The following is a 19,566-nucleotide window of genomic DNA, read 5'->3' on the forward strand; positions in this document are numbered from 1 at the left end:
CGCCTGGATATGCGCCCGAACGCATTTAAATTTAAGATTCGCGACCAGCACCCATTGCATGAGAGCAGATGCACAAAACAAAAACACGTTTTCACGTAATGCTGCTCCTCAAGCATCCATAACGCTCCACACCTGGTCTCTTTTTTCTCCCACAACCAAGCAAAACTGTGAGCTTCATCACAGACAGCCAAGTAATCCCCAAAATTACTAAGACACGAACTCGTGAGCGCTTGATATTTCAAGTTGTAAAAAGATGAATTTGTGTCCCACAACACATCTTACTAATTTTTTCTAACTATATTAACAAACATCAACGAACAACAATAAGAAAACAAATCAATAATAATAGTATATAGGCAACATCAGCCTGTTTAATATGCAGATAAACTACAAATAAATAGATCTAAGACGGCATAGATCTGCCTTAGATCAATCAAAAAAATAAAAAGACATGCTGACAAGACAACAAACGTCAGCACCCCTTAAGGGAAAGACTTATCCTCCCGGTCTTTCCCTCAAAAAATGACAAATACGATATAGAACTGAAAGTAAAACAATGAAAAAGATCGCTCTGACACTCTCCATCCTCGGCCTTGTATCCGCTGCTTCTGTCGCTCAAGCTGCTTTGATCAACACAGCAAACTTGACCTCCTCCGAGGCAAAAGCACTAGTACAAGATAAAGGCGCAATCGTACTGACAACCACCCCTGGCATCTACGATCGGTACGTTGCAAACGGCTCTTACTGTGCACCACACGAAGAAGCTGAGCGCGCCTATGTTGTTACCAAGGACTCCAACCGTTCCCTCATTGGATACACTTGTGTAATGGGCAACAACGAAAGCTAAGCCTAACCCGCCCCTGGTTAGGTACGTTCCCCCATCGACGCAAGCCCCGGCCTTCTCCCGAAGGCCGGGGCTTTTTTTATCCATTAAACTTTGAGACCGCGCTTCTAGAGCGGAATGTTATCGTGCTTACGCCATGGCATCTGCTGGTTCTTGGTACGCAGCATTGCAAGCGCACGCGAAATCCGCATACGCGTCGACTGAGGCATAATCACCTCGTCAATGTAGCCACGCTCTGCCGCAACAAATGGGTTTGCAAACCTGTCTTCGTAATCTTTGGTTCGTTCAGAAATCTTCTCGGCATCACCCAACTCAGAGCGATAAAGAATCTCAACAGCTCCCTTTGCCCCCATCACTGCAATTTCAGCAGACGGCCATGCATAGTTTACATCGCCGCGAATATGCTTGGAGCTCATCACATCATAAGCACCGCCATAAGCCTTACGAGTGATCACTGTGATTTTTGGAACAGTGGCTTCTCCATAAGCAAATAGAAGCTTGGCACCGTGTTTGATCAACCCGCCATATTCCTGCGCAGTCCCCGGCAAGAATCCAGGAACATCAACAAACGTCACAAGTGGAATATTGAAGCAGTCGCAGAACCGAACAAAGCGCGCGGCTTTGCGGCTTGCATCGCTATCCAACACACCAGCAAGAACCATTGGCTGGTTTGCTACAATTCCGACAGTGCGTCCTTCAACGCGGCCAAATCCAGTGATGATATTACCGGCAAAACTCTCCTGAATCTCAAAGAAATCCTGTTCATCGACAGTCTTCAGGATCAGCTCGCGCATGTCATAAGGCTTGTTAGGGTGGTCTGGCACCAGCGTATTCAAGCTCTCATCTAAACGTGAGGGGTCATCATAAACTTCCAGTTCAGGAAGCGATGCCTGATTATTCATTGGCAGATAATCGACCAAACGCCGTATCTGCAACAACGCTTCCACATCATTATCAAAAGCACCATCAGCGATTGATGACTTCGTTGTGTGGATACTCGCACCACCCAGCTCCTCAGCCGTCACCGTTTCATTGGTCACGGTTTTCACAACATCCGGGCCAGTGACAAACATGTAGGATGTATCACGCACCATAAAGATAAAGTCAGTCATGGCAGGTGAATACACATCACCACCAGCGCACGGACCCATGATCACAGAAATCTGCGGAATCACACCAGAGGCCTGAATATTGCGCCAAAAAACCTCACCATACCCACCAAGAGCAGCAACACCCTCCTGAATACGCGCGCCACCAGCATCGAAAATTCCGATAATAGGCGCACGATTCTGCAACGCCATGTCCTGGATTTTCATAATTTTCTCTGCGTGGGTCTCTGAAAGCGAGCCACCAAACACAGTAAAATCTTTTGAAAACAAATAAACAGTACGACCGTTGATCGTACCCCAACCCGCAACGACACCATCCCCTGGGAAATGGCTATCCTCCATACCGAATTCGGTACAGCGATGCTGCTTGAACATATCAAATTCTTCGAAGGAACCTTCGTCTAGCAGAATTTCAATTCGCTCTCGTGCGGTCAGCTTTCCTCGTTTGTGCTGCGCGTCAATGCGGCGCTGTCCCCCACCAAGTCGCGCTTCATCACGTCTTTTTTCTAATTCAGCCAGAACTTCCTTCATAAGATATCTCAGCTCCCAATCTATCTGGCTTATCTCCTAGCACGCCCCTAAGCAAAAAAACTAGTAAGCCGTTGGATTGAGAAGCTTATGTCACGACAACCCGGAGGATCAGCCTCCCAACACCCCAAGACCCGCAGAAAACCGAGCATTCACAACGAAAAAGGGTGAAGCATACGCGCCAACTCAAACCCACTTGGCCTCATTGCAGAATCTACACCTTTTGTGTATTTTCCCGCCCCGCCACAATGAAGACCCACAAAAAGAGCTGGAAGTTCAACGCAACACTGGTTCAAGACACAAATCGCGCATACAAAAAAGGGCCACCCGCGTGGCAGCCCTTCAAAATACATCGCATTGAAACGAGTGCCTTATTCGCCTTGATCGGCTGATTTGGCGTTAAGCGCACCGTAGTTTTGCTCGCCAATTTTCTCAAGGAGATCTAGCTGGGTTTCAAGAAAATCAATATGACCTTCTTCATCTGCCAGCAGATCATCAAACAGTTTCATAGTGACGTAATCGCCCTCACCGTCACATACTTCACGGCTCTTTTTATAGGAAGCGCGCGCTTCGTGCTCACCAGATAGATCTGCTTCCAGCACTTCTTTCAAGTTTGTCCCGATTTTCAATCCGCCAATGCTCTGCATATTGGGATGACCACCAAGGAAGAGAATGCGCTCGACCAGCTTGTCTGCGTGCTGCATTTCCTCAATGGATTCCTCGCGCTCCTTCTGCGCAAGCTTACCAAAACCCCAATCGTCGAGCAGACGATAATGCAACCAGTATTGATTCACCGCGCCAAGTTCCAAACGCAACGCTTCATTAAGCCGCTCAATAACTTTTTCGTTATGTTTCATCGGCGGAATTCCTCATTTTTATTTGAATAGGACTGTCATAGATAATGTGATTGTTTTAAACGACCACACTTGCGTCACGCGTACTGCAGAATGCACATTTGAGCAGATTCGATAGTATCACAGCAATCGAAATCCAAGTGCCCACATGCTACAATCCTTTGATTTCTTTCTACGATATTCGAAGAGTGCACCTTTAGTAAACGTTGAGCGCTGCCTATTTATGTTTGTAATGCCAAAGCGTATTCCAAAAAATCAGCCCCGATGTCGCAGGGCAATAAAATGGGGTACGCAGTGCTCAAATATATAGGTCAAGCGCTAATCATTTCCATCTGTGAAGCCACTGCCTTGCAATAAAAAAGCGCAGCAAGGAGCTGCGCTTTGAAACAAACTATAAAATAGCCTGCTATCTTAGGTCTCTTCTGGAGCGCCAATGAGAATAAGAACCGCAGCTGCAAATTCATCACTTTTAAAACGACGAACACGGGCAGCTTCATCATCCTGCCCCCAAAGCTCGATATTCCAATCTTCATCCACATGAGCAGCAGACCAAACGGTTTCCGCATCATACGCCTTCTCAGCAAGTGCAAGAGCAAGTAGTGCGGAGCCACAAATGGAAGTAACCGTATGAATCGCTGCCAATTGAAGCGCATGATAGCGATCTAGTTGGCGGCGATACGCAGCGATGACCACATCATCCTGCGTCACATGCATGATCCCTTCAGCAAGCTTCAAACGCCCACCAAGCAGCTGCTCTGCCCACTCCAGAATACAGTCCCACTGTTCTTTCTGGCGTTTGACTAATTCTGCAGGAGCGTCTGCGCGATAGCACAAGTAATCATTACCGGCATAACGGGTAATTTCGTCTGCAACTTCATTGAATTTATCTTCAACCGCATCAATTGCAGAGTGCGCAATGCGCGTCAGCGGCATTGTGCCGGGATCGATTTCCTCTTCCTGCAACTCCCACTCTGCTGCAATACCTTCTGCAATGCCCTCGTCTTTGAACACCAGTTCATTCCGGGCAGGCGTTTTGATCATGCGTCCATCGAGCAGCACAGCAAATTCACTATCTTTGGCCGTAACACTTACACGCTCATAAAAGCGCTTCGGCAGATTGCGCTTGCTGTGCTCGCGCGCCGCCTGAACAGCATCAACTGGCCCTTTTGCAATATCATCTGCAATTTGGTCAAATATATCGCGCATTATGCGGCTTCCTTATTCCAACTAAAGTGCTTGCTAAGCACTGGAATGAGTTCATTAAAATGGTCGATAACATAGGAAGCACCCGCGTTTTTCACGTCCTTGGCGCTATGATAACCCCATGTCACCCCGATAGACTCTACGCCAGCGTTGCGTGCCATCTGCATGTCAAACGTCGTATCACCGATCATAATGGTGTTTTCAAGGTCGACGCCGGTTTCACTCATCGCTTGAAATATCATACCGGGGTTTGGCTTCGACGGTGCAACATCAGCTGTCTGCATTGTGGTAAAGAAACCTTCCAGCCCATGCAGGCCAATCAGATGCTTCATGCCGCGTGAATGCTTGCCAGTTGCAACACCGAGCAATACATCCTCTCGCTCTGCCAATGCGTTCAGCGCCTCTAGCGCCCCGTCGTACAAAGGATCATAATCCCGGCCTTTGGAGCGCATGTCCCAGACGACCTGCTGGTATCCTTTGACGAGCTTTGCAATCAGTTCCGGGTCGCTATGTCCCAGCAATTGTTCAAACGCCACATTCAACGTCAAACCAACAGTAGAAAGTATCTGATCGCGTGATGGCACCGGCAGATCAACAGATCGATAAGCGGCAGTAAAACCAATCATGATATTGTCTTGGCTGTCCGCGAGCGTGCCGTCGCAGTCAAAAACAATAAGGTACATGAGGAGCAGCCCGTCTTTACTTGTACTTATTCCGGTTCATTGATGTCAGGATCATATTCCTTCACATCCATGCCAAGCAAGTTCCAGCTCTGCTGCATATGCGGTGGCAGCGGCGCTGATACGTCAATTGAACCGTTGCCCGATGGGTGCGGTATCACGATGCGACGCGCCAAAAGGTGCAGCTTGTTTTGAATACCGCCCGGCAGTTCCCAGTTCTTAATATTGAAGTACTTTGGATCACCAACAATCGGACAGCCAATGTGTGCAGCATGCGCACGCAACTGGTGTGTACGGCCAGTCACAGGCTTTAAGCTAACCCAGGACAGTTTCTGACCAGACTGCTCAACCACGTTGTACAGGCTGACGGCATGTTGTGCTTCCTCGTCCCCATGACGAGCCACTTTCATACGCTCTTCACTCTCATCACGAGCCAGATACGTCGAGATGCGGCCCTGACGAGGTTTAGGCACACCAGCAACCATTGCCCAGTAGATCTTGCGTGTGTTCCGGTGACGGAAGGCCTTCGTCAGCTCCTGAGCTGCACGGCGTGTTTTCGCAACCATCAAAATGCCAGAGGTTTCACGGTCCAGGCGGTGAACAAGACGAGGCTTGTCACCTTTCTGGTTAGTGAATGCGTCAAGCATACCGTCCACATGGCGGGTTAGGCCTGACCCACCTTGAACAGCAAGACCGGCTGGTTTGTTCAGCACCATCACATGGGCATCTTCAAACAGGACCATCTGCTCAATTGCTTCACGATCACTATCAACCAGCTTTCGAGGCCGAGGGCGTGCGTTGGCTCTGTCATCTGCTGCCAGCTCGACGCCAAGCGGCGGAATGCGGACTTCCTGCCCTTCTTCCAGTCGGGTGGAGCTTTCTGCGCGTTTACCGTTTACACGAACCTGCTTTGTGCGCAGCAGCTTTTGCAACCGGCCAAAACCAAGCTCGGGAAAATTCTCTTTAAACCAGCGATCAAGACGCATACCAGCCTCGTCGGCATCAACACGGCGCATTTCGATCTTAACGGGGCTGCCACCATTGTTTTGCGGCGCTTCTTTTTTCTGGGAGCCACTCATGAGTGAAGATCCTGACTTTTTAGTGCGGCGGCAGCACAAAAGGTGCGCCAGCCGTCCTTATTAAATCTGTTGGCGCTCATTTGGCATCTGAAGCACAAACATGCAAGCCTTTCGCGCCGATTCTACTCGCCAAAAGCAAAAACCATCAAGTTTATATGAGATTTCGCTGCCCACCTGAAAAAATCAGGCAAGAACCTGCCGTGTTAGATAAAGACCTGCAAACAATGCTGAGACCGAAAAGAAAAGTGAACCCATCACATAAAGAGCCGCAGTAAAAGGCTCTCCGCGTTCCCATAGCACAGCGACGTCAAGCGAAAATGTCGAAAAGGTTGTAAAGCCGCCCAGAAAGCCGGTCGCAATCAGATAACGCAGTTCAGATGAGGCATTCATGCGCTGAGCAAGAACCTCAACAAAGACCCCCATCAGCAGAGACCCAAGTATATTAACGGTGATCGTGCCCCACGGGAAAGATGAACCAAGAAGACGAAGTCCGGCCATTGAAACCAGATGCCGACAAACCGCTCCTGTCCCACCACCAAGTGCAATTAGGATGAGTTCTTTCATGTCTCCTCACTATCGGATTTCAACCGATGTGTCTTGCCCAAACTGTGCTCTTGCTAACAACTCTTCGAAAAGACAGTATCAATACGTTCCCTGCAAGTTTGTATCAGTTTACTCTGAGTTTTCAGATGCCCCTCTTCCTCATCAAGGATCTCATTCAACAAAATACGCAAGTGCCCATCACCTTCAGGCTTGATCCTTTGCACAGTCCCATCGTGAGTGTCATAGACATCTCGCAGCAACCTTACCAGTTGCTCAGCTGCGTTAAGCCGCCCCCATAGATAATCATGTTCGCGCCACCCTTCGTTGAAGAAGGCACCAAACATCTGAAGCTGCGCACCCTTTAGCTGGACCCCGCCCGGACAAAGCAATTGAGCATCAATCGGACTAATACGCCCGACTTCAATTTTGCGCAGTTCAAAGGCATTAAGTGCCTGCTGAACGGGAAACATGCTCGTGTCGAAAAAGGGGAACCCGATATAGGCTTCAAGAATTTCTTGCGCCACACGAAGTCCGCCCAGTCGCTCCACGCCCTCAAACACAATAGAATCTGTGAGCCGATCCAGATCGGGAAGACCCATACGCACGAAAAGAAGCCCCAGAACTTCACCCACGGCATTCCGTCGCTGCCCTGTTTTCTTCAACAACTCAGCAAGATGAATGGTCTGTTTTCCGTAAAATACTCTTGAGTACCTGCTCCTTAGGTGTGTGATCTGCAAGTAAAGGTCTCGTTTAAAGGCATCCAGATGTCGGACGCATTCAATTGAGCCAACAATCTCTTCATGATGATAAAACGTGTTGATTTGCTCGATTAAAAAGCGGAGTTGGCGCACCCGATAATCAACATCAAGCCTTTTAAGTTCGCTCAGTGTTTTAGCTTGATCAAGCTGCACTTCCCCGCCAACTTTTTGAGAGAAGGTCAACGCATTCACAACCAGCTCCTCCACCCTCTCCTGCGTCCAGCCAGACCCTTCCTCGGCCTGTTGTGTGTCAGAGAGCAGGAAAATCAGGGAGGCAAGGCGTTGTGCCAGATGCCGTAACCGAAGCTGCAAATACCCGGCATTTGCAAAGCCTGCCTGTTCCATTGCAGCTAGGTCGGCACCTTGATGTATCCCTGAAAAATCTCGCTCAGTCTCAGGCAGGTATCCGTGCTTACCCAACAACACCCGCACCTCACGGCGCACCATAGGAAGAGCAGCATCCGCAACCTCTTTGAGGCGCTGGACCTTCATATTGATGTTCACAATTTCCTGTAACTCGTCCCCAATTGGCCTATTATGGGGTAGGCGAGACAGTGAAGCAAATACACTGCGAAAGAAACCTGGCGGCTTTGGTTCCGCTGGCACAGCCCCAAGCGCGAGGGGTTTGGGATCAAGGTAAAGCAATCGCCGCACAACCTCGCGCTCCGCTGAGCGGTGTGCAATGGATTCAATAAGCGGCTCGAAAGGCTTATTCATTACCAACCCCCCATCCATAAAGATACGATCACCCTTTTCATCGTGATGGGCATGAAGGATGTCTTTTATAAAAGCGTCTTTGTTGTTCCATTCCAAATCATTGGCCGCAAGGATGGAATCCATTTCTGCAATTCTCATCGGCTTGAAAGCGCCAGGGAAACTGGAAGTAGCGCGAGCAGCGAACACCAAATCAGGAATATAATCGCTTCCCATTTGACTTTCCAAACCGCCTGGCACTTTATGGTGTGCGCTGAACTTCAAAATACGCCTGTGATCAAGTTCCTCAACAAACTCAGGATCGCGCAGCGCGATACGCCGCGTAACACCATAAAAGTCTGTTAGTGTCACAAACAGCTCAAGTCGCTGCCCCGATGGAATGAGTGTTGTACCGCGATCATACTCATCCATCGCCTTGCAGGCTTTCACCATCCAGCCAGCAAAGCGCTCGCCTGAAAACGGCGCGGTAAACCAATTGGAACTCAGGAAATCGCGCAGTTTGCTTCGCGTTTCCGCATTATTAGAAACATCGCGTCCCATCAGCAGCAGCAGTTTATCCACCAAAGGCGCAACGGCAGGTTTGGCATACTTACGAAAGCCATACATTTCGTTGGCCAGCTTATTCACGTCTGCAAGTGTAAGCCACAAGTCGCTATGGTGTTTGAGAGGCAGGTCATGCGCTAAAGCGCGTGCCAGCATAATAGCATTTATGCCTCCTGCAGAAACGCCAGAGATCGCATCAATCACAACGCGCATATCCAGCTTCGGGCTGAAGCTTTCCAGAAGGTCATAATAGGCTTGAACCGATCCATCCAGCTCAAGGTCAATCTCAACACCTTGCAAACGCTCCTTTAGCACCCGGTGAAGGGCGCGCGAGGCGCGTTGCAAATTTAGCAACTCGCGAGTAACTCCGTGCATGTAAATGGCGAGCGAAACACCGCCGTAAAGCACAAGTCCTAACCTTAGTTCAAGCTGCCTCATTGCACGCACCAGCCGTCTTTTGCTACGAGTGTGCAAATATGGGTGCCTGAATGCAAACAGAAACCCAAACAAAGTTACTTATTGTTTTAGCGACCGCCGCGTTCTGCTCTCAAACGATCCCAATATGCCAGACGTTTTTGGATGTCTCGTTCAAAGCCACGTGCATTGGGCTCATAGTAGCGTTGGCGCCCCATCTTCTCTGGAAAGTAATCCTGACCAGAGAACGCATCTGGTGCATCATGGTCATATTGATAACCCTCATTATAACCCATTTGCTTCATCAACTTGGTTGGAGCATTCAAAATGTGCTTGGGCGGCACCAGCGAGCCATGTTCGCGCGCAGCCATCCGCGCGGCTTTATAAGCCATATATGACGCATTAGATTTGGGAGCCGTCGCCAGATAAACCGCGGCTTGCGCAAGTGCATACTCCCCCTCGGGAGACCCCACCAACTGATAAGCATGACGGGCAGCATTCACCTGTACAAGCGCATTTGGATCAGCCATGCCAATATCTTCAGAGGCAATTACAGTGAGACGGCGAATAATGTAAAGCGGGTCTTCACCACCTTCCAACATACGGCACATCCAGTACAGCGTCGCATCTGGGTCAGATCCGCGGATAGACTTATGAAGCGCTGAGATCAGGTTATAATGCCCGTCCTTGGTCTTGTCATAAATCGGCGCCCGGCGCTGCACCACTTCAGCTAGGCGTGCACTATCAAAAACCTCATCATCACCTGCAGTACGCCATACATCCTCAGCCAGCGTCAGGGCAGAACGCCCATCACCGTCTGCCATTCGAACGAGCGACAAACGCGCCTCTTCATCCAATGGCAGATCGCGTCCCATTTCTGCTTCCGCTTTGCTTAGCAGGTCAATCAACGCCTCTTCATCCAGTGACTTGAAAGTCAAGACATGAGAACGGGACAACAACGCCGCATTCAATTCAAAGCTCGGGTTTTCCGTCGTTGCTCCAACGAGCGTGATGGTTCCATCTTCCATCACCGGCAAAAAGCTATCCAGTTGCGCGCGGTTAAAACGATGGATCTCGTCCACGAACAATAAGGTTCGCTTACCTGAGATGCGCCGCCCCCTTGCCCGTTCAAAACACTTTTTTAGGTCTGCAACCCCAGAGAAAATTGCAGAGATCTGCTCAAATTCAAGCTCGGTCTCATTAGCCAATAAGCGGGCAACTGTCGTCTTGCCTGTGCCAGGTGGGCCCCAGAAAATGAGAGAACCCAACGAGCCTGAGCGCAGCATACGACTTAAAATACCACTTTCACCCAATAGGTGACTTTGGCCGACAACATCCTCCAGAACACAAGGCCGCAAGCGATCTGCCAGCGGCCGGTGTTCTGGTTGATCCATCCCATTTACAGAAAACAGATCACTCATGGTCTTTCAACAGTCCTCTTTGCTGCACGCAAGCAGCATTATCTCAAAGTCACCTGACGCAGCTGACCAGCACGCTTAAACGTTATATGCCATGTGCGTTGCGGTACCGCAGAAACTTTAGACAGGTCTTTGGTCCGTTCAACTTTACTGCCATTCACCTCAACAATGATGTCGCCGGGTTTAAAGCCAACATAGGCAGCTTTGCTGCGGGCCTGAATATCAGCAATCACAACGCCGGAAAACTCATTGTACATACGCAGCTCTTCTGCAACTGCCGGAGAAAGGTTCATAACCTTTACGCCAGCAAAGGGCGAGCTACCATTAATCTCAAGGGCCTCTCTAGCCACAGTTTCCGGTGCGCGCTCAAGATTTACATCAACGCGAAAGGCTTCCCCGTTTCGCAAAATCTCAAAAGAAGTCACACCGCCAACCTTCTTCGTCGCAAGGCGGTAACCATAAGCATCAGGGTCATCAACGTTGATGTCTCCAACAGATAGGATCAGATCACCAACGCGAATGCCTGCACGCTCTGCCGGGCTGCCCTCTTGGATACGTGTTACAAGGACGCCGCTCGGGCGCTCCAATGCCAAACTTGCGGCAATATCAGCGCCAACTGGCTGCACACTTGTGCCGACCCACGGACGACGAACAATACCGCCATCATCTGCCGCTGAAGAAACCACCTCTACCATATTGGCCGGAATGGCAAAGCCAATGCCATTAGAGCCACCAGAGCGCGAGAAGATCGCGGTATTAACGCCAACAAGGCGGCCTTTCAAATCAACCAGCGCACCACCGGAGTTACCCGGATTAATCGCGGCATCAGTCTGAATAAAGAACTGGTAGTCAGACACGCCCACCTGATTTCGTGCCACCGCTGAAACGATCCCTTGCGTTACAGTCTGCCCAACGCCAAACGGGTTACCGATAGCAAGCACCAGATCACCCACTTCCAATTCGTCAGAGTTGGCAAATGGCACAACCGGGAAAGCACCCTCCGCATCACGTACCTTTAAGACTGCAAGATCAGTTCGCTCATCTTTTAAGATAACATCTGCATCAAACTCACGGCGATCAGAAAGAGCAACACGCACCTCATCAGCCCCGGCAATCACATGGTGGTTGGTGATAATTGTCCCATCAGCTGAAACGATCACACCTGAGCCCAAAGAGCTCTGGACGCGGCTGCGCGAGCGCGGCGCAAAGCGGTCAGACTGATCGCCAAAAAACCGGCGGAAAAAAGGATCATCCAGAAAAGGTGAAACTCTGCGCCGTTCCTGCACTGTACGGCTGGCATATACGTTAACAACCGCTGGCGAGACTTTCTTCACCACAGGCGCAAACGACAGAGAAATCTCGCCTTGAGAGGTAGGTACCGTCTTCTCTGCAGCCAGTGCATGCATGTTCTGCGTTACGAAGGCACCACTCGTTCCAACAACCGAACAAAAAAGCAAGCGAGCAGCACACTTTCTGAGTTGACCCATTCTCATATCCCTTCGACAAAAGCCCCAATCCAAAATGAATTTCCTTCAAAAAAATTCGGGAGCAACAGGTTACAGATAAGTCTGCAACAAAGAAATAAAAAGGCCAATCTGTCGGTTTTCAGAACTACCTGCACGTTCCCAAAAACAGATTAATGTTGCTCGATGAGAACACCCCCTCATGGTCATCCCACTCATAAAGGACGTCAAAACGCAAAACGCCGGGTCCCCCCGGCGCTTCACTCATCCTAAAGGTAGGTCAGCTGAATTTAAGCTGTCCGGATATTTTCAAGATACTCTTCAACCATGCTCCGAAGAACTTCAGACTGGTGGGTCAACTGATTGGCGGCACCAAGCACGTTCTCTGCTTCATGTCCGGCATCACTAGCAATCATGCTCACACGAGTGATCGACTGAGCGACCTCAGAGCTGCCTGAGCTCACCTGCTGGATGTTGCTTGAGATGTCAGTTGCAGTAACCGCCTGTTCTTGAACAGCGCCTGCGATCGCAGTCGCTGCTTCATTCACATTCGCAATCACAGAGCTGATTTCCTTGATCGCAGCAACAGCCTTTTCAGTTTCAGCCTGCACGGACTGGATCTGCACACTGATCTCGCCAGTCGCCTGCCCTGTCTGGTTCGCAAGGCCCTTCACTTCAGAAGCCACAACCGCAAAGCCTTTTCCAGCTTCTCCCGCACGAGCGGCCTCAATGGTTGCATTCAGCGCAAGAAGGTTCGTCTGGTCTGCAATGTCATTGATCAGAGAAACCACCTCTCCGATGCGCTGAGCTGCTTCCAGCAAGCCATTCACAGAAACCTCGGCAGCCTCAGCTTTTTCAGCTGCTTGCTTAGACACATCAGCTGAACGTCGCACCTCGCGGTCGATTTCGCCAACAGTTGCAGAAAGCTCTTCAGCTGCACCTGCAACGGCCTGCAAGTTCATCAAAGACTGTTCACTTGCTGACGATACGGTTTGAGCTTCGGAGTTGGTCTGCTCAGAGATGCTTGCCATGCTTTTCGCAGTGGTCTCAAGATTACCACCCGCATCCGTAACAGTGGTTAGAACATCGCGAACACCGACATCAAAGCGCTCATTGAGCGCATCAACACGCTTCACTCGCTCTTCCTGTTCCTTCTGCTCTTGCTCCTGCTTGGCATCCAGTTCTTTCGCCCGAATAAGACCAGCCTGGAACGACTGAACAGCACGGCCAATGTCACCAATTTCGTCTTTGCGCTGTGCGGCCACAATCGCCACATCCAAATTACCATCGGCAATCTGCTTGAGGTTAAAGGACAAACGGTTCAGCGGTGTAGACAAGCTGCGGGCCATAAAGATGCCGACTGCAGCAACAACCGCCAATACCAGCAGACCACTAATGATGATCTCTTTGGCCAAGGCATAAACAACAGACAACGCTTCGCTGACATTAGTTTTTGCAACAATCACGCTTGGGAGTTTTTCAAAACCAAGTGGCAGCGCAAGCACGAACTGATCATGAACTTCAGCAAAGCCTACATTCGTTTCTGTGTTTGCACGAAGGTCAGCAACGACCTTTTGAACCACTTCAGGATCGTCTTTCTTAACCAACGCTGTCGGTACATCCGAAAGAACCTGGTTGGAAAGGATTGTCCCATCTATACGCGCGAGATAAGTTTGCCCGGTTTCCCCCATATTCTCACGACTTTGAAGAACACCGTCAAAGAAGGAAGAATCAAGGCGAACCGTTACCACACCTTTGAAAACACTCTCAGTGAAGTCCTCAACAAAGACCGGAGCTGAAATCAGCAACGCGGGAGAATTTCCATCCGGCTCATACTGTGCAATCTCAGAATAAAAGACCTCGCCTTCAGCTGCCTTCGATGCCTTTGCAAATTCCGCGCTCAGTAGACTTCCTGCAAGCTCACCGTCTTTCACATTTTCAAGGAACTCATCAGACTTCGTCGCGGAATAGATCACAAGACCATTAGCATCTGTAATGATGATATCGGCGTAACCACCGCCGTTAACACTCGCTACAAAGTCAGGATGTACAACCGCATGGCGCCAGGAGTAGAGGGTCTTATTGCCCGCCCCCGTCAGCTCAAGTCGTTCAGCTGCCGTAGAACCACTCTTTTGGAAGTAGCCTACGATATCAGCTTTATCGACACCCAGCGAACCAACCGAGGCCAGAAGGTCGGTCATAGCAACACGCATCGCGCTGCTTTTCACAAGGCGCTTGATATCGCTATCAACATACAGAAGCTTTTTATCTAGCGTATCACGACGTGCTTGAGCGACAAGTACCAGCTGCTGCTTGCTCGCCTCAGTCAACGCGCTTTCGGCACGAGTATACCCGAGGAACGCAACAACGGCACTGGCAATGATCGCAAGCCCAACCATGATAAATGGTAGGCGAACAGCAATACGATTAAAATTATTCTTGACTCTTGAAGAGGAGGTAGAGCCGCTATCATCAGATTTAGAACGCATATGAGCCCCCGAGTAGTTCGTTGGCCATATATTCAACTTATAGTATTAAACTCTGCTTAAAACAATTATATAAAATACCATTCAAATCGCAGAAATGACAAATAAATGAAGGATCTACCTGCGACGGCTGTCGAACGACACACAAATCCACAGCGGTACCTGCGGTCATCTACGTACGACCGGAAGTGACGCTCAAAACTCTTCCGTATACGTCAGGATATCCTAATCCATTCAAAAATATAGCAATGCGAAGTTCCGTGCTGGAATCCCCGAACATGAAAATCGTTCAGTCACAAAAAAAGGCAGCCAATTGGCCGCCTTTTTTCAAATCGCTTATGCAAATAGCAAACTATGCAGCAACGTCAGCTTCAGCAGCTTCATCGGCAGCAACGCGTGCACGATCTTCAGCGCCTTTTGCTTCTACGTCGCGGTCAACCAGCTCAATAACAGCCATAGGTGCGTTATCACCATGACGGAAGCCAGCCTTCAGCACGCGAGCGTAACCACCCTCACGGTCTGCGTAACGCTCTGCAAGAGTATCGAACAACTTCGATACCATTGCGATGTCACGGATCTGGGAAATAGCTTGACGACGTGCATGCAGGTCGCCGCGCTTGCCCAGAGTGATGAGCTTCTCGATGATTGGACGCATCTCTTTTGCTTTCGGAAGCGTCGTAACAATCTGCTCATGCTGGATGAGCGAAGCTGCCATGTTAGCGAACATCGCTTTACGGTGGCTTGACGTCCGATTGAGCTTGCGGCCGGATTTACCGTGGCGCATGGCCCTCTCCTTTGTTAAGTCAATTGCGATCTAGTATATCAGACCGCCGGAACCTCACGCAAAGCGCTCGGTTCCTGTTCCTTTAATATTGGTGGTCTTCATAGCGCTTAGCAAGCTCATCGATATTTTCAGGCGGCCAGTTAGCCACTTCCATACCGAGATGCAGGCCCATCTGCGCCAGAACTTCTTTGATCTCGTTGAGAGACTTACGACCGAAGTTCGGTGTGCGAAGCATTTCTGCTTCAGTCTTCTGAATGAGATCGCCAATATATACGATATTGTCGTTCTTCAGGCAGTTTGCCGAACGTACAGACAACTCAAGCTCATCAACCTTTTTCAGCAGTGCTGGGTTGAATGCAAGTTCTGCAACTGTATCTTCCGGAACTTCACGCTGTGGCTCTTCGAAGTTAACGAAGATAGACAGCTGATCCTGCAGAATGCGCGCAGCAAATGCCACAGCATCTTCAGGGATCAAAGATCCGTCAGTTTCAACAGTCATAGTCAACTTATCATAATCAAGAACCTGACCTTCACGGGTGTTCTCAACCTTGTAAGAAACCTTCTTAACCGGAGAATAAAGGCTGTCAACCGGAATCAGACCGATTGGAGCGTCTTCTGGACGGTTAGCAGCGGCAGCAACATAACCCTTGCCGGTGTTTACAGTGAATTCGATGCGAACTTCCGCACCTTCATCAAGGTTACACAGCAGCAGACCTGGGTTAAGAACCTCAACGTCGCCTACAGTTTCAATATCGCCAGCGTAGACCGCACCAGGACCCTGCTTACGCAGAACCATACGTTTTGGTCCCTCGCCTTCCATGCGAAGTGCGATTTCCTTGATGTTCAAGATGATGTCAGTCACATCTTCACGAACGCCAGGAATCGACGAAAACTCATGGAGAACGCCATCGATCTGAACCGCAGTTACTGCAGCACCCTGAAGGGAGCTAAGCAGAACACGGCGCAGCGCGTTACCAAGAGTAAGGCCGTAACCACGCTCAAGCGGCTCTGCAATCACAGATGCTTTGAAGCGTGCGTCTTCGCCCACACGAACGTCGAGTTTGGTTGGCTTGATAAGTTCTTGCCAATTTTTCTGAATTGTCACGTTTAAAAACCCTCTGGCTATCCCGTAGGCCTATTGGCCAACAATTCCTTGCCTGGGTGGAAAACTTGCCTAACGAACTGTTAGACGCGGCGACGCTTGCGTGGACGGCAACCGTTGTGCGGGATCGGAGTTACATCACGGATAGATGTAATTACGAAACCAGCAGCCTGGAGTGCACGCAGAGCGGATTCACGTCCAGAACCTGGACCACGCACTTCTACTTCGAGAGTACGCATGCCGTGCTCAGCAGCCTTACGACCAGCGTCTTCGGCAGCGACCTGTGCAGCATAAGGGGTAGACTTACGAGAACCCTTAAAGCCGAGCGCGCCGGCAGACGACCAAGAGATCGCATTACCCTGTGCATCGGTGATGGTGATCATGGTGTTGTTGAACGTAGAGTTCACATGCGCGACACCAGAAGAAATATTCTTCCGTTCGCGACGGCGCACACGCGCCGAATCTTTAGCCATTCTTTTTCCTAACTTCGATATCTACACCGCCGTAGTGCGGCGGCTCCACCGGATAACCGGCAACTTACTTCTTCTTACCAGCGATCGCTTTAGCAGGACCCTTACGGGTACGCGCGTTGGTGTGTGTGCGCTGACCACGAACTGGCAGACCACGACGGTGGCGAAGGCCACGGTAGCAACCAAGGTCCATGAGACGCTTAATGTTCATTGCAGTTTCACGACGCAGATCACCTTCTACAAGGTAGTCAGCATCAATTGCTTCACGGATCTTCAGAACTTCTGCGTCAGAGAGTTCGTTAACGCGACGCTCAGCAGCAATACCGGTTTTCTCGGTGATTTCCTGCGCGAACTTCGCACCAATGCCATGAATGTACTGCAGCGCGATAACTACGCGCTTATTCGTCGGAATGTTGACGCCAGCAATACGTGCCACGTTTGTTTTCTCCAATTACGAGGGAACGATCTGTACCCTCTCCCATTTTTTTCGCCGAATAACCACCATCAATCCTGCGGATCAAAGGCGCACCTTTAGACAGCAAAAACATAAGCCCCGGTTTCCCAAGGAAAACCGGCGCCAATCGATTATGGTGTCGATGTGCGCCGGCTATACTTTATTATAAAGACAAGCGCAAGCGCCTGCCTTTAAAAAGCACGGAATTAAACCGTGCTCAAAATCGTGTCGATCTCTGCAGCAACCTCATCAACGGATTTCATACCGTCAACGCTCATAAGCATATTCCGCTTGCTGTAATAATCAACAAGAGGTGAAGTCTGCTCGCTGTAAACTGCAAGGCGCTTCTTCAATGAATCTGCGTTGTCGTCAGAACGAGCTTGCGCACTCTCACGAGCCCGCGTTTCGATCCGTTCAAGAAGGATCCCTTCATCAACTTTCAGCTGAACAACAGCATCCAGTCTCTGGTCTTTCTTTTCAAGCAGCTCATCAAGAGCATCAGCCTGAGCAATGGTCCGTGGGAAACCGTCCAAGATGAATCCCTTTGCGCAATCATGATCATCAATACGATCAGAAATGATTGAGCAAATCAGGTCATCAGAAACAAGTTCGCCACGAGTAAGAACGTCTTTAACCTTTAAACCAACTTCGGTTTCAGCTGCTACAGCTGCCCGAAGCATGTCACCAGTTGAAAGCTGAACAATACCATGCGTTGCTACAAGCCGACCTGCCTGTGTACCTTTACCGGCACCAGGAGGGCCAAGAAGAATCAATCTCATCTACGTTTCCCCCTCAACTTTGTTTTCTTCACCAAGCCTTCGTACTGATGCGCAAGAAGGTGCCCCTGGATCTGAGAAACGGTATCCATGGTAACGCTAACAACAATGAGCAGAGACGTACCACCGAAGTAGAACGGAACACCCGTTGCTGAGATCAGGAACTCTGGCAACAAACAAATGAGAGTTATGTATATTGCACCAACAACCGTAATGCGAGTTAGCACATGGTCAATGTACTGCGCAGTACGTTCGCCTGGACGAATCCCTGGAATGAAGCCACCATGCTTCTTGAGGTTGTCTGCTGTCTCTGTCGGATTGAAAACAATCGCAGTGTAAAAGAAGCAGAAGAAGATGATCAATGCAGCGTAAAGCGCCATGTAGGCCGGCTGACCGTGACCAAGCAAAGCAGTGACAGTCGTCAACCACCCCATCGCACCAGTGCTATCACCGGTTTGAAAGCTTGCTACGGTCGCAGGCACCAACAACAAGGAGCTTGCAAAAATTGGTGGAATAACACCAGCCGTATTGAGTTTGAGTGGCAGGAACGAAGTGTTCCCCTCAAACATCTTATTACCTTGCTGACGTCGTGGATACTGAATCAGCAAACGACGCTGAGCACGCTCCATGAATACAATTACGCCAATAACCAACACAGACAGTATAACAACTGCAAGGATGATCGGCGTTGCAAGAGCACCCTGACGACCGAGTTCCAAAGTGGACGCAATCGCAGAAGGAAGCCCGGCAACAATACCGGCGAAAATGATCAAAGAAATGCCGTTACCAATGCCGCGGGAAGTGATTTGCTCACCCAGCCACATCAGGAACATAGTACCACCAACAAGGGTAAGAACCGTTGCAATACGGAAGAACCAGCCCGGATCGATAACAATGTTCGCACCAGCTTCAAGGCCAACGGAAATACCGTAGGCTTGGAAGGTAGCCAGAATCACTGTTCCGAAACGTGTATACTGGTTAATTTTTTTCCGGCCCTGCTCACCCTCTTTCTTCAGCTGTTCCAAAGAAGGAACAACAGAAGTCATGAGCTGGATAATAATCGACGCTGAAATGTAAGGCATAATGCCAAGGGCAAAAATAGCCATACGCTCGACAGCGCCACCGGAAAACATGTTGAACAGACCGACAATGCCGGTCTGTACGTTTCCGAAGGCCTGCGCGAGCGCGTCAGGATTAATTCCAGGCAGAGGTATATAGGTTCCGAACCGATAAACCAGAAGCGCGCCTAGCGTGAACCAGATCCGCTTCTTCAGTTCCTCGGCTTTCGCAAAGGCAGAAAAGTTAAGGTTTGAAGCAAGTTGCTCGGCAGCAGAAGCCATTCCG

General features: G+C 49.8%; 17 protein-coding genes. 1 reads left to right on the forward strand and 16 read right to left on the reverse strand.

Features of this window, described 5'->3' with window-relative positions; translation table 11 throughout:
* The first annotated feature begins 556 nt into the window (after positions 1-556).
* On the forward strand, positions 557-847 hold the full coding sequence (locus BMZ51_RS12195; RefSeq protein WP_068001536.1) for a hypothetical protein: 291 nt from the start codon (positions 557-559) through the stop codon (positions 845-847).
* A gap of 104 nt (positions 848-951) precedes the next feature.
* Here BMZ51_RS12195 and BMZ51_RS12200 read toward each other — a convergent pair whose 3' ends face one another.
* From BMZ51_RS12200 to secY, 16 genes are all read right to left on the reverse strand, one after another.
* The gene (locus tag BMZ51_RS12200) at positions 952-2,484 is read right to left on the reverse strand and encodes an acyl-CoA carboxylase subunit beta (protein ID WP_068001538.1); all 1,533 of its coding nucleotides are present in this window, start codon (positions 2,482-2,484) and stop codon (positions 952-954) included.
* A 368-nt stretch (positions 2,485-2,852) separates the two neighbouring features.
* On the reverse strand, positions 2,853-3,338 hold the full coding sequence (gene bfr / locus BMZ51_RS12210; RefSeq protein WP_068001544.1) for a bacterioferritin: 486 nt from the start codon (positions 3,336-3,338) through the stop codon (positions 2,853-2,855).
* Between the two features lie 408 nt (positions 3,339-3,746).
* A complete protein-coding gene (locus BMZ51_RS12215; protein ID WP_068001547.1) occupies positions 3,747-4,541 on the reverse strand; it encodes an ATP12 family chaperone protein in 795 nt (264 codons plus the stop codon).
* On the reverse strand, positions 4,541-5,221 hold the full coding sequence (locus tag BMZ51_RS12220; RefSeq protein WP_068001550.1) for an HAD-IA family hydrolase: 681 nt from the start codon (positions 5,219-5,221) through the stop codon (positions 4,541-4,543). The genes BMZ51_RS12215 and BMZ51_RS12220 overlap by 1 nt, the downstream gene beginning before the upstream one ends.
* Positions 5,222-5,247: 26 nt before the next feature.
* Positions 5,248-6,297 carry an RluA family pseudouridine synthase gene (locus BMZ51_RS12225; RefSeq protein WP_068001552.1) on the reverse strand — a complete coding sequence of 350 codons (1,050 nt, stop codon included), beginning with the start codon at positions 6,295-6,297 and terminating at the stop codon, positions 5,248-5,250.
* Positions 6,298-6,480: 183 nt separating this feature from the next.
* Positions 6,481-6,861: a fluoride efflux transporter CrcB gene (crcB, locus tag BMZ51_RS12230; RefSeq protein ID WP_068001554.1), complete on the reverse strand. Its 381-nt coding sequence runs from the start codon at positions 6,859-6,861 to the stop codon at positions 6,481-6,483.
* A gap of 53 nt (positions 6,862-6,914) precedes the next feature.
* On the reverse strand, positions 6,915-9,293 hold the full coding sequence (locus BMZ51_RS12235) for a patatin-like protein (RefSeq protein WP_068001557.1): 2,379 nt from the start codon (positions 9,291-9,293) through the stop codon (positions 6,915-6,917).
* A gap of 86 nt (positions 9,294-9,379) precedes the next feature.
* Complete coding sequence (locus BMZ51_RS12240; RefSeq protein ID WP_068001560.1) at positions 9,380-10,690, reverse strand: replication-associated recombination protein A; 1,311 nt, start codon at positions 10,688-10,690, stop codon at positions 9,380-9,382.
* A gap of 38 nt (positions 10,691-10,728) precedes the next feature.
* Positions 10,729-12,174 carry a DegQ family serine endoprotease gene (locus tag BMZ51_RS12245; RefSeq protein ID WP_068001563.1) on the reverse strand — a complete coding sequence of 482 codons (1,446 nt, stop codon included), beginning with the start codon at positions 12,172-12,174 and terminating at the stop codon, positions 10,729-10,731.
* Between the two features lie 266 nt (positions 12,175-12,440).
* A complete protein-coding gene (locus BMZ51_RS12250; protein WP_068001566.1) occupies positions 12,441-14,639 on the reverse strand; it encodes a methyl-accepting chemotaxis protein in 2,199 nt (732 codons plus the stop codon).
* A 349-nt stretch (positions 14,640-14,988) separates the two neighbouring features.
* Entirely contained in the window at positions 14,989-15,420 is a 432-nt protein-coding gene (rplQ, locus tag BMZ51_RS12255; protein ID WP_068001568.1) for a 50S ribosomal protein L17, read from the reverse strand.
* Positions 15,421-15,502: 82 nt separating this feature from the next.
* Positions 15,503-16,525, reverse strand: a complete 1,023-nt coding sequence (locus BMZ51_RS12260) for a DNA-directed RNA polymerase subunit alpha (protein WP_068001570.1) — start codon at positions 16,523-16,525, stop codon at positions 15,503-15,505.
* 80 nt (positions 16,526-16,605) lie between these two features.
* Positions 16,606-16,995 carry a 30S ribosomal protein S11 gene (gene rpsK, locus BMZ51_RS12265; protein WP_068001573.1) on the reverse strand — a complete coding sequence of 130 codons (390 nt, stop codon included), beginning with the start codon at positions 16,993-16,995 and terminating at the stop codon, positions 16,606-16,608.
* Positions 16,996-17,059: 64 nt separating this feature from the next.
* The gene (gene rpsM / locus BMZ51_RS12270) at positions 17,060-17,428 is read right to left on the reverse strand and encodes a 30S ribosomal protein S13 (protein WP_068001576.1); all 369 of its coding nucleotides are present in this window, start codon (positions 17,426-17,428) and stop codon (positions 17,060-17,062) included.
* Positions 17,429-17,652: 224 nt separating this feature from the next.
* Positions 17,653-18,225: an adenylate kinase gene (locus BMZ51_RS12275; protein WP_068001577.1), complete on the reverse strand. Its 573-nt coding sequence runs from the start codon at positions 18,223-18,225 to the stop codon at positions 17,653-17,655.
* Positions 18,222-19,562 (reverse strand): preprotein translocase subunit SecY, encoded by a 1,341-nt coding sequence (gene secY, locus BMZ51_RS12280; RefSeq protein ID WP_068001580.1) that lies wholly within the window; start codon positions 19,560-19,562, stop codon positions 18,222-18,224. Before secY ends, BMZ51_RS12275 begins: the two co-directional genes overlap by 4 nt.
* Positions 19,563-19,566 lie beyond the last annotated feature (4 nt).

Origin of the sequence: Pseudovibrio axinellae (assembly GCF_900110875.1) — a bacterium.
Classification (GTDB): Bacteria; Pseudomonadota; Alphaproteobacteria; order Rhizobiales; family Stappiaceae; genus Pseudovibrio; species Pseudovibrio axinellae.

Coding starts and splice junctions, on each gene's coding strand:
- crcB (WP_068001554.1), bottom strand. CDS start 6,861: ATGAAAGAACTCATCCTAATTGCACTTGGTGGTGGGACAGGAGCGGTT.
- rpsK (WP_068001573.1), bottom strand. CDS start 16,995: ATGGCTAAAGATTCGGCGCGTGTGCGCCGTCGCGAACGGAAGAATATT.
- bfr (WP_068001544.1), bottom strand. CDS start 3,338: ATGAAACATAACGAAAAAGTTATTGAGCGGCTTAATGAAGCGTTGCGT.
- BMZ51_RS12240 (WP_068001560.1), bottom strand. CDS start 10,690: ATGAGTGATCTGTTTTCTGTAAATGGGATGGATCAACCAGAACACCGG.
- BMZ51_RS12250 (WP_068001566.1), bottom strand. CDS start 14,639: ATGCGTTCTAAATCTGATGATAGCGGCTCTACCTCCTCTTCAAGAGTC.
- BMZ51_RS12215 (WP_068001547.1), bottom strand. CDS start 4,541: ATGCGCGATATATTTGACCAAATTGCAGATGATATTGCAAAAGGGCCA.
- BMZ51_RS12195 (WP_068001536.1), top strand. CDS start 557: ATGAAAAAGATCGCTCTGACACTCTCCATCCTCGGCCTTGTATCCGCT.
- BMZ51_RS12235 (WP_068001557.1), bottom strand. CDS start 9,293: ATGAGGCAGCTTGAACTAAGGTTAGGACTTGTGCTTTACGGCGGTGTT.
- BMZ51_RS12245 (WP_068001563.1), bottom strand. CDS start 12,174: ATGGGTCAACTCAGAAAGTGTGCTGCTCGCTTGCTTTTTTGTTCGGTT.
- BMZ51_RS12220 (WP_068001550.1), bottom strand. CDS start 5,221: ATGTACCTTATTGTTTTTGACTGCGACGGCACGCTCGCGGACAGCCAA.
- secY (WP_068001580.1), bottom strand. CDS start 19,562: ATGGCTTCTGCTGCCGAGCAACTTGCTTCAAACCTTAACTTTTCTGCC.
- BMZ51_RS12200 (WP_068001538.1), bottom strand. CDS start 2,484: ATGAAGGAAGTTCTGGCTGAATTAGAAAAAAGACGTGATGAAGCGCGA.
- rplQ (WP_068001568.1), bottom strand. CDS start 15,420: ATGCGCCACGGTAAATCCGGCCGCAAGCTCAATCGGACGTCAAGCCAC.
- BMZ51_RS12275 (WP_068001577.1), bottom strand. CDS start 18,225: ATGAGATTGATTCTTCTTGGCCCTCCTGGTGCCGGTAAAGGTACACAG.
- BMZ51_RS12225 (WP_068001552.1), bottom strand. CDS start 6,297: ATGAGTGGCTCCCAGAAAAAAGAAGCGCCGCAAAACAATGGTGGCAGC.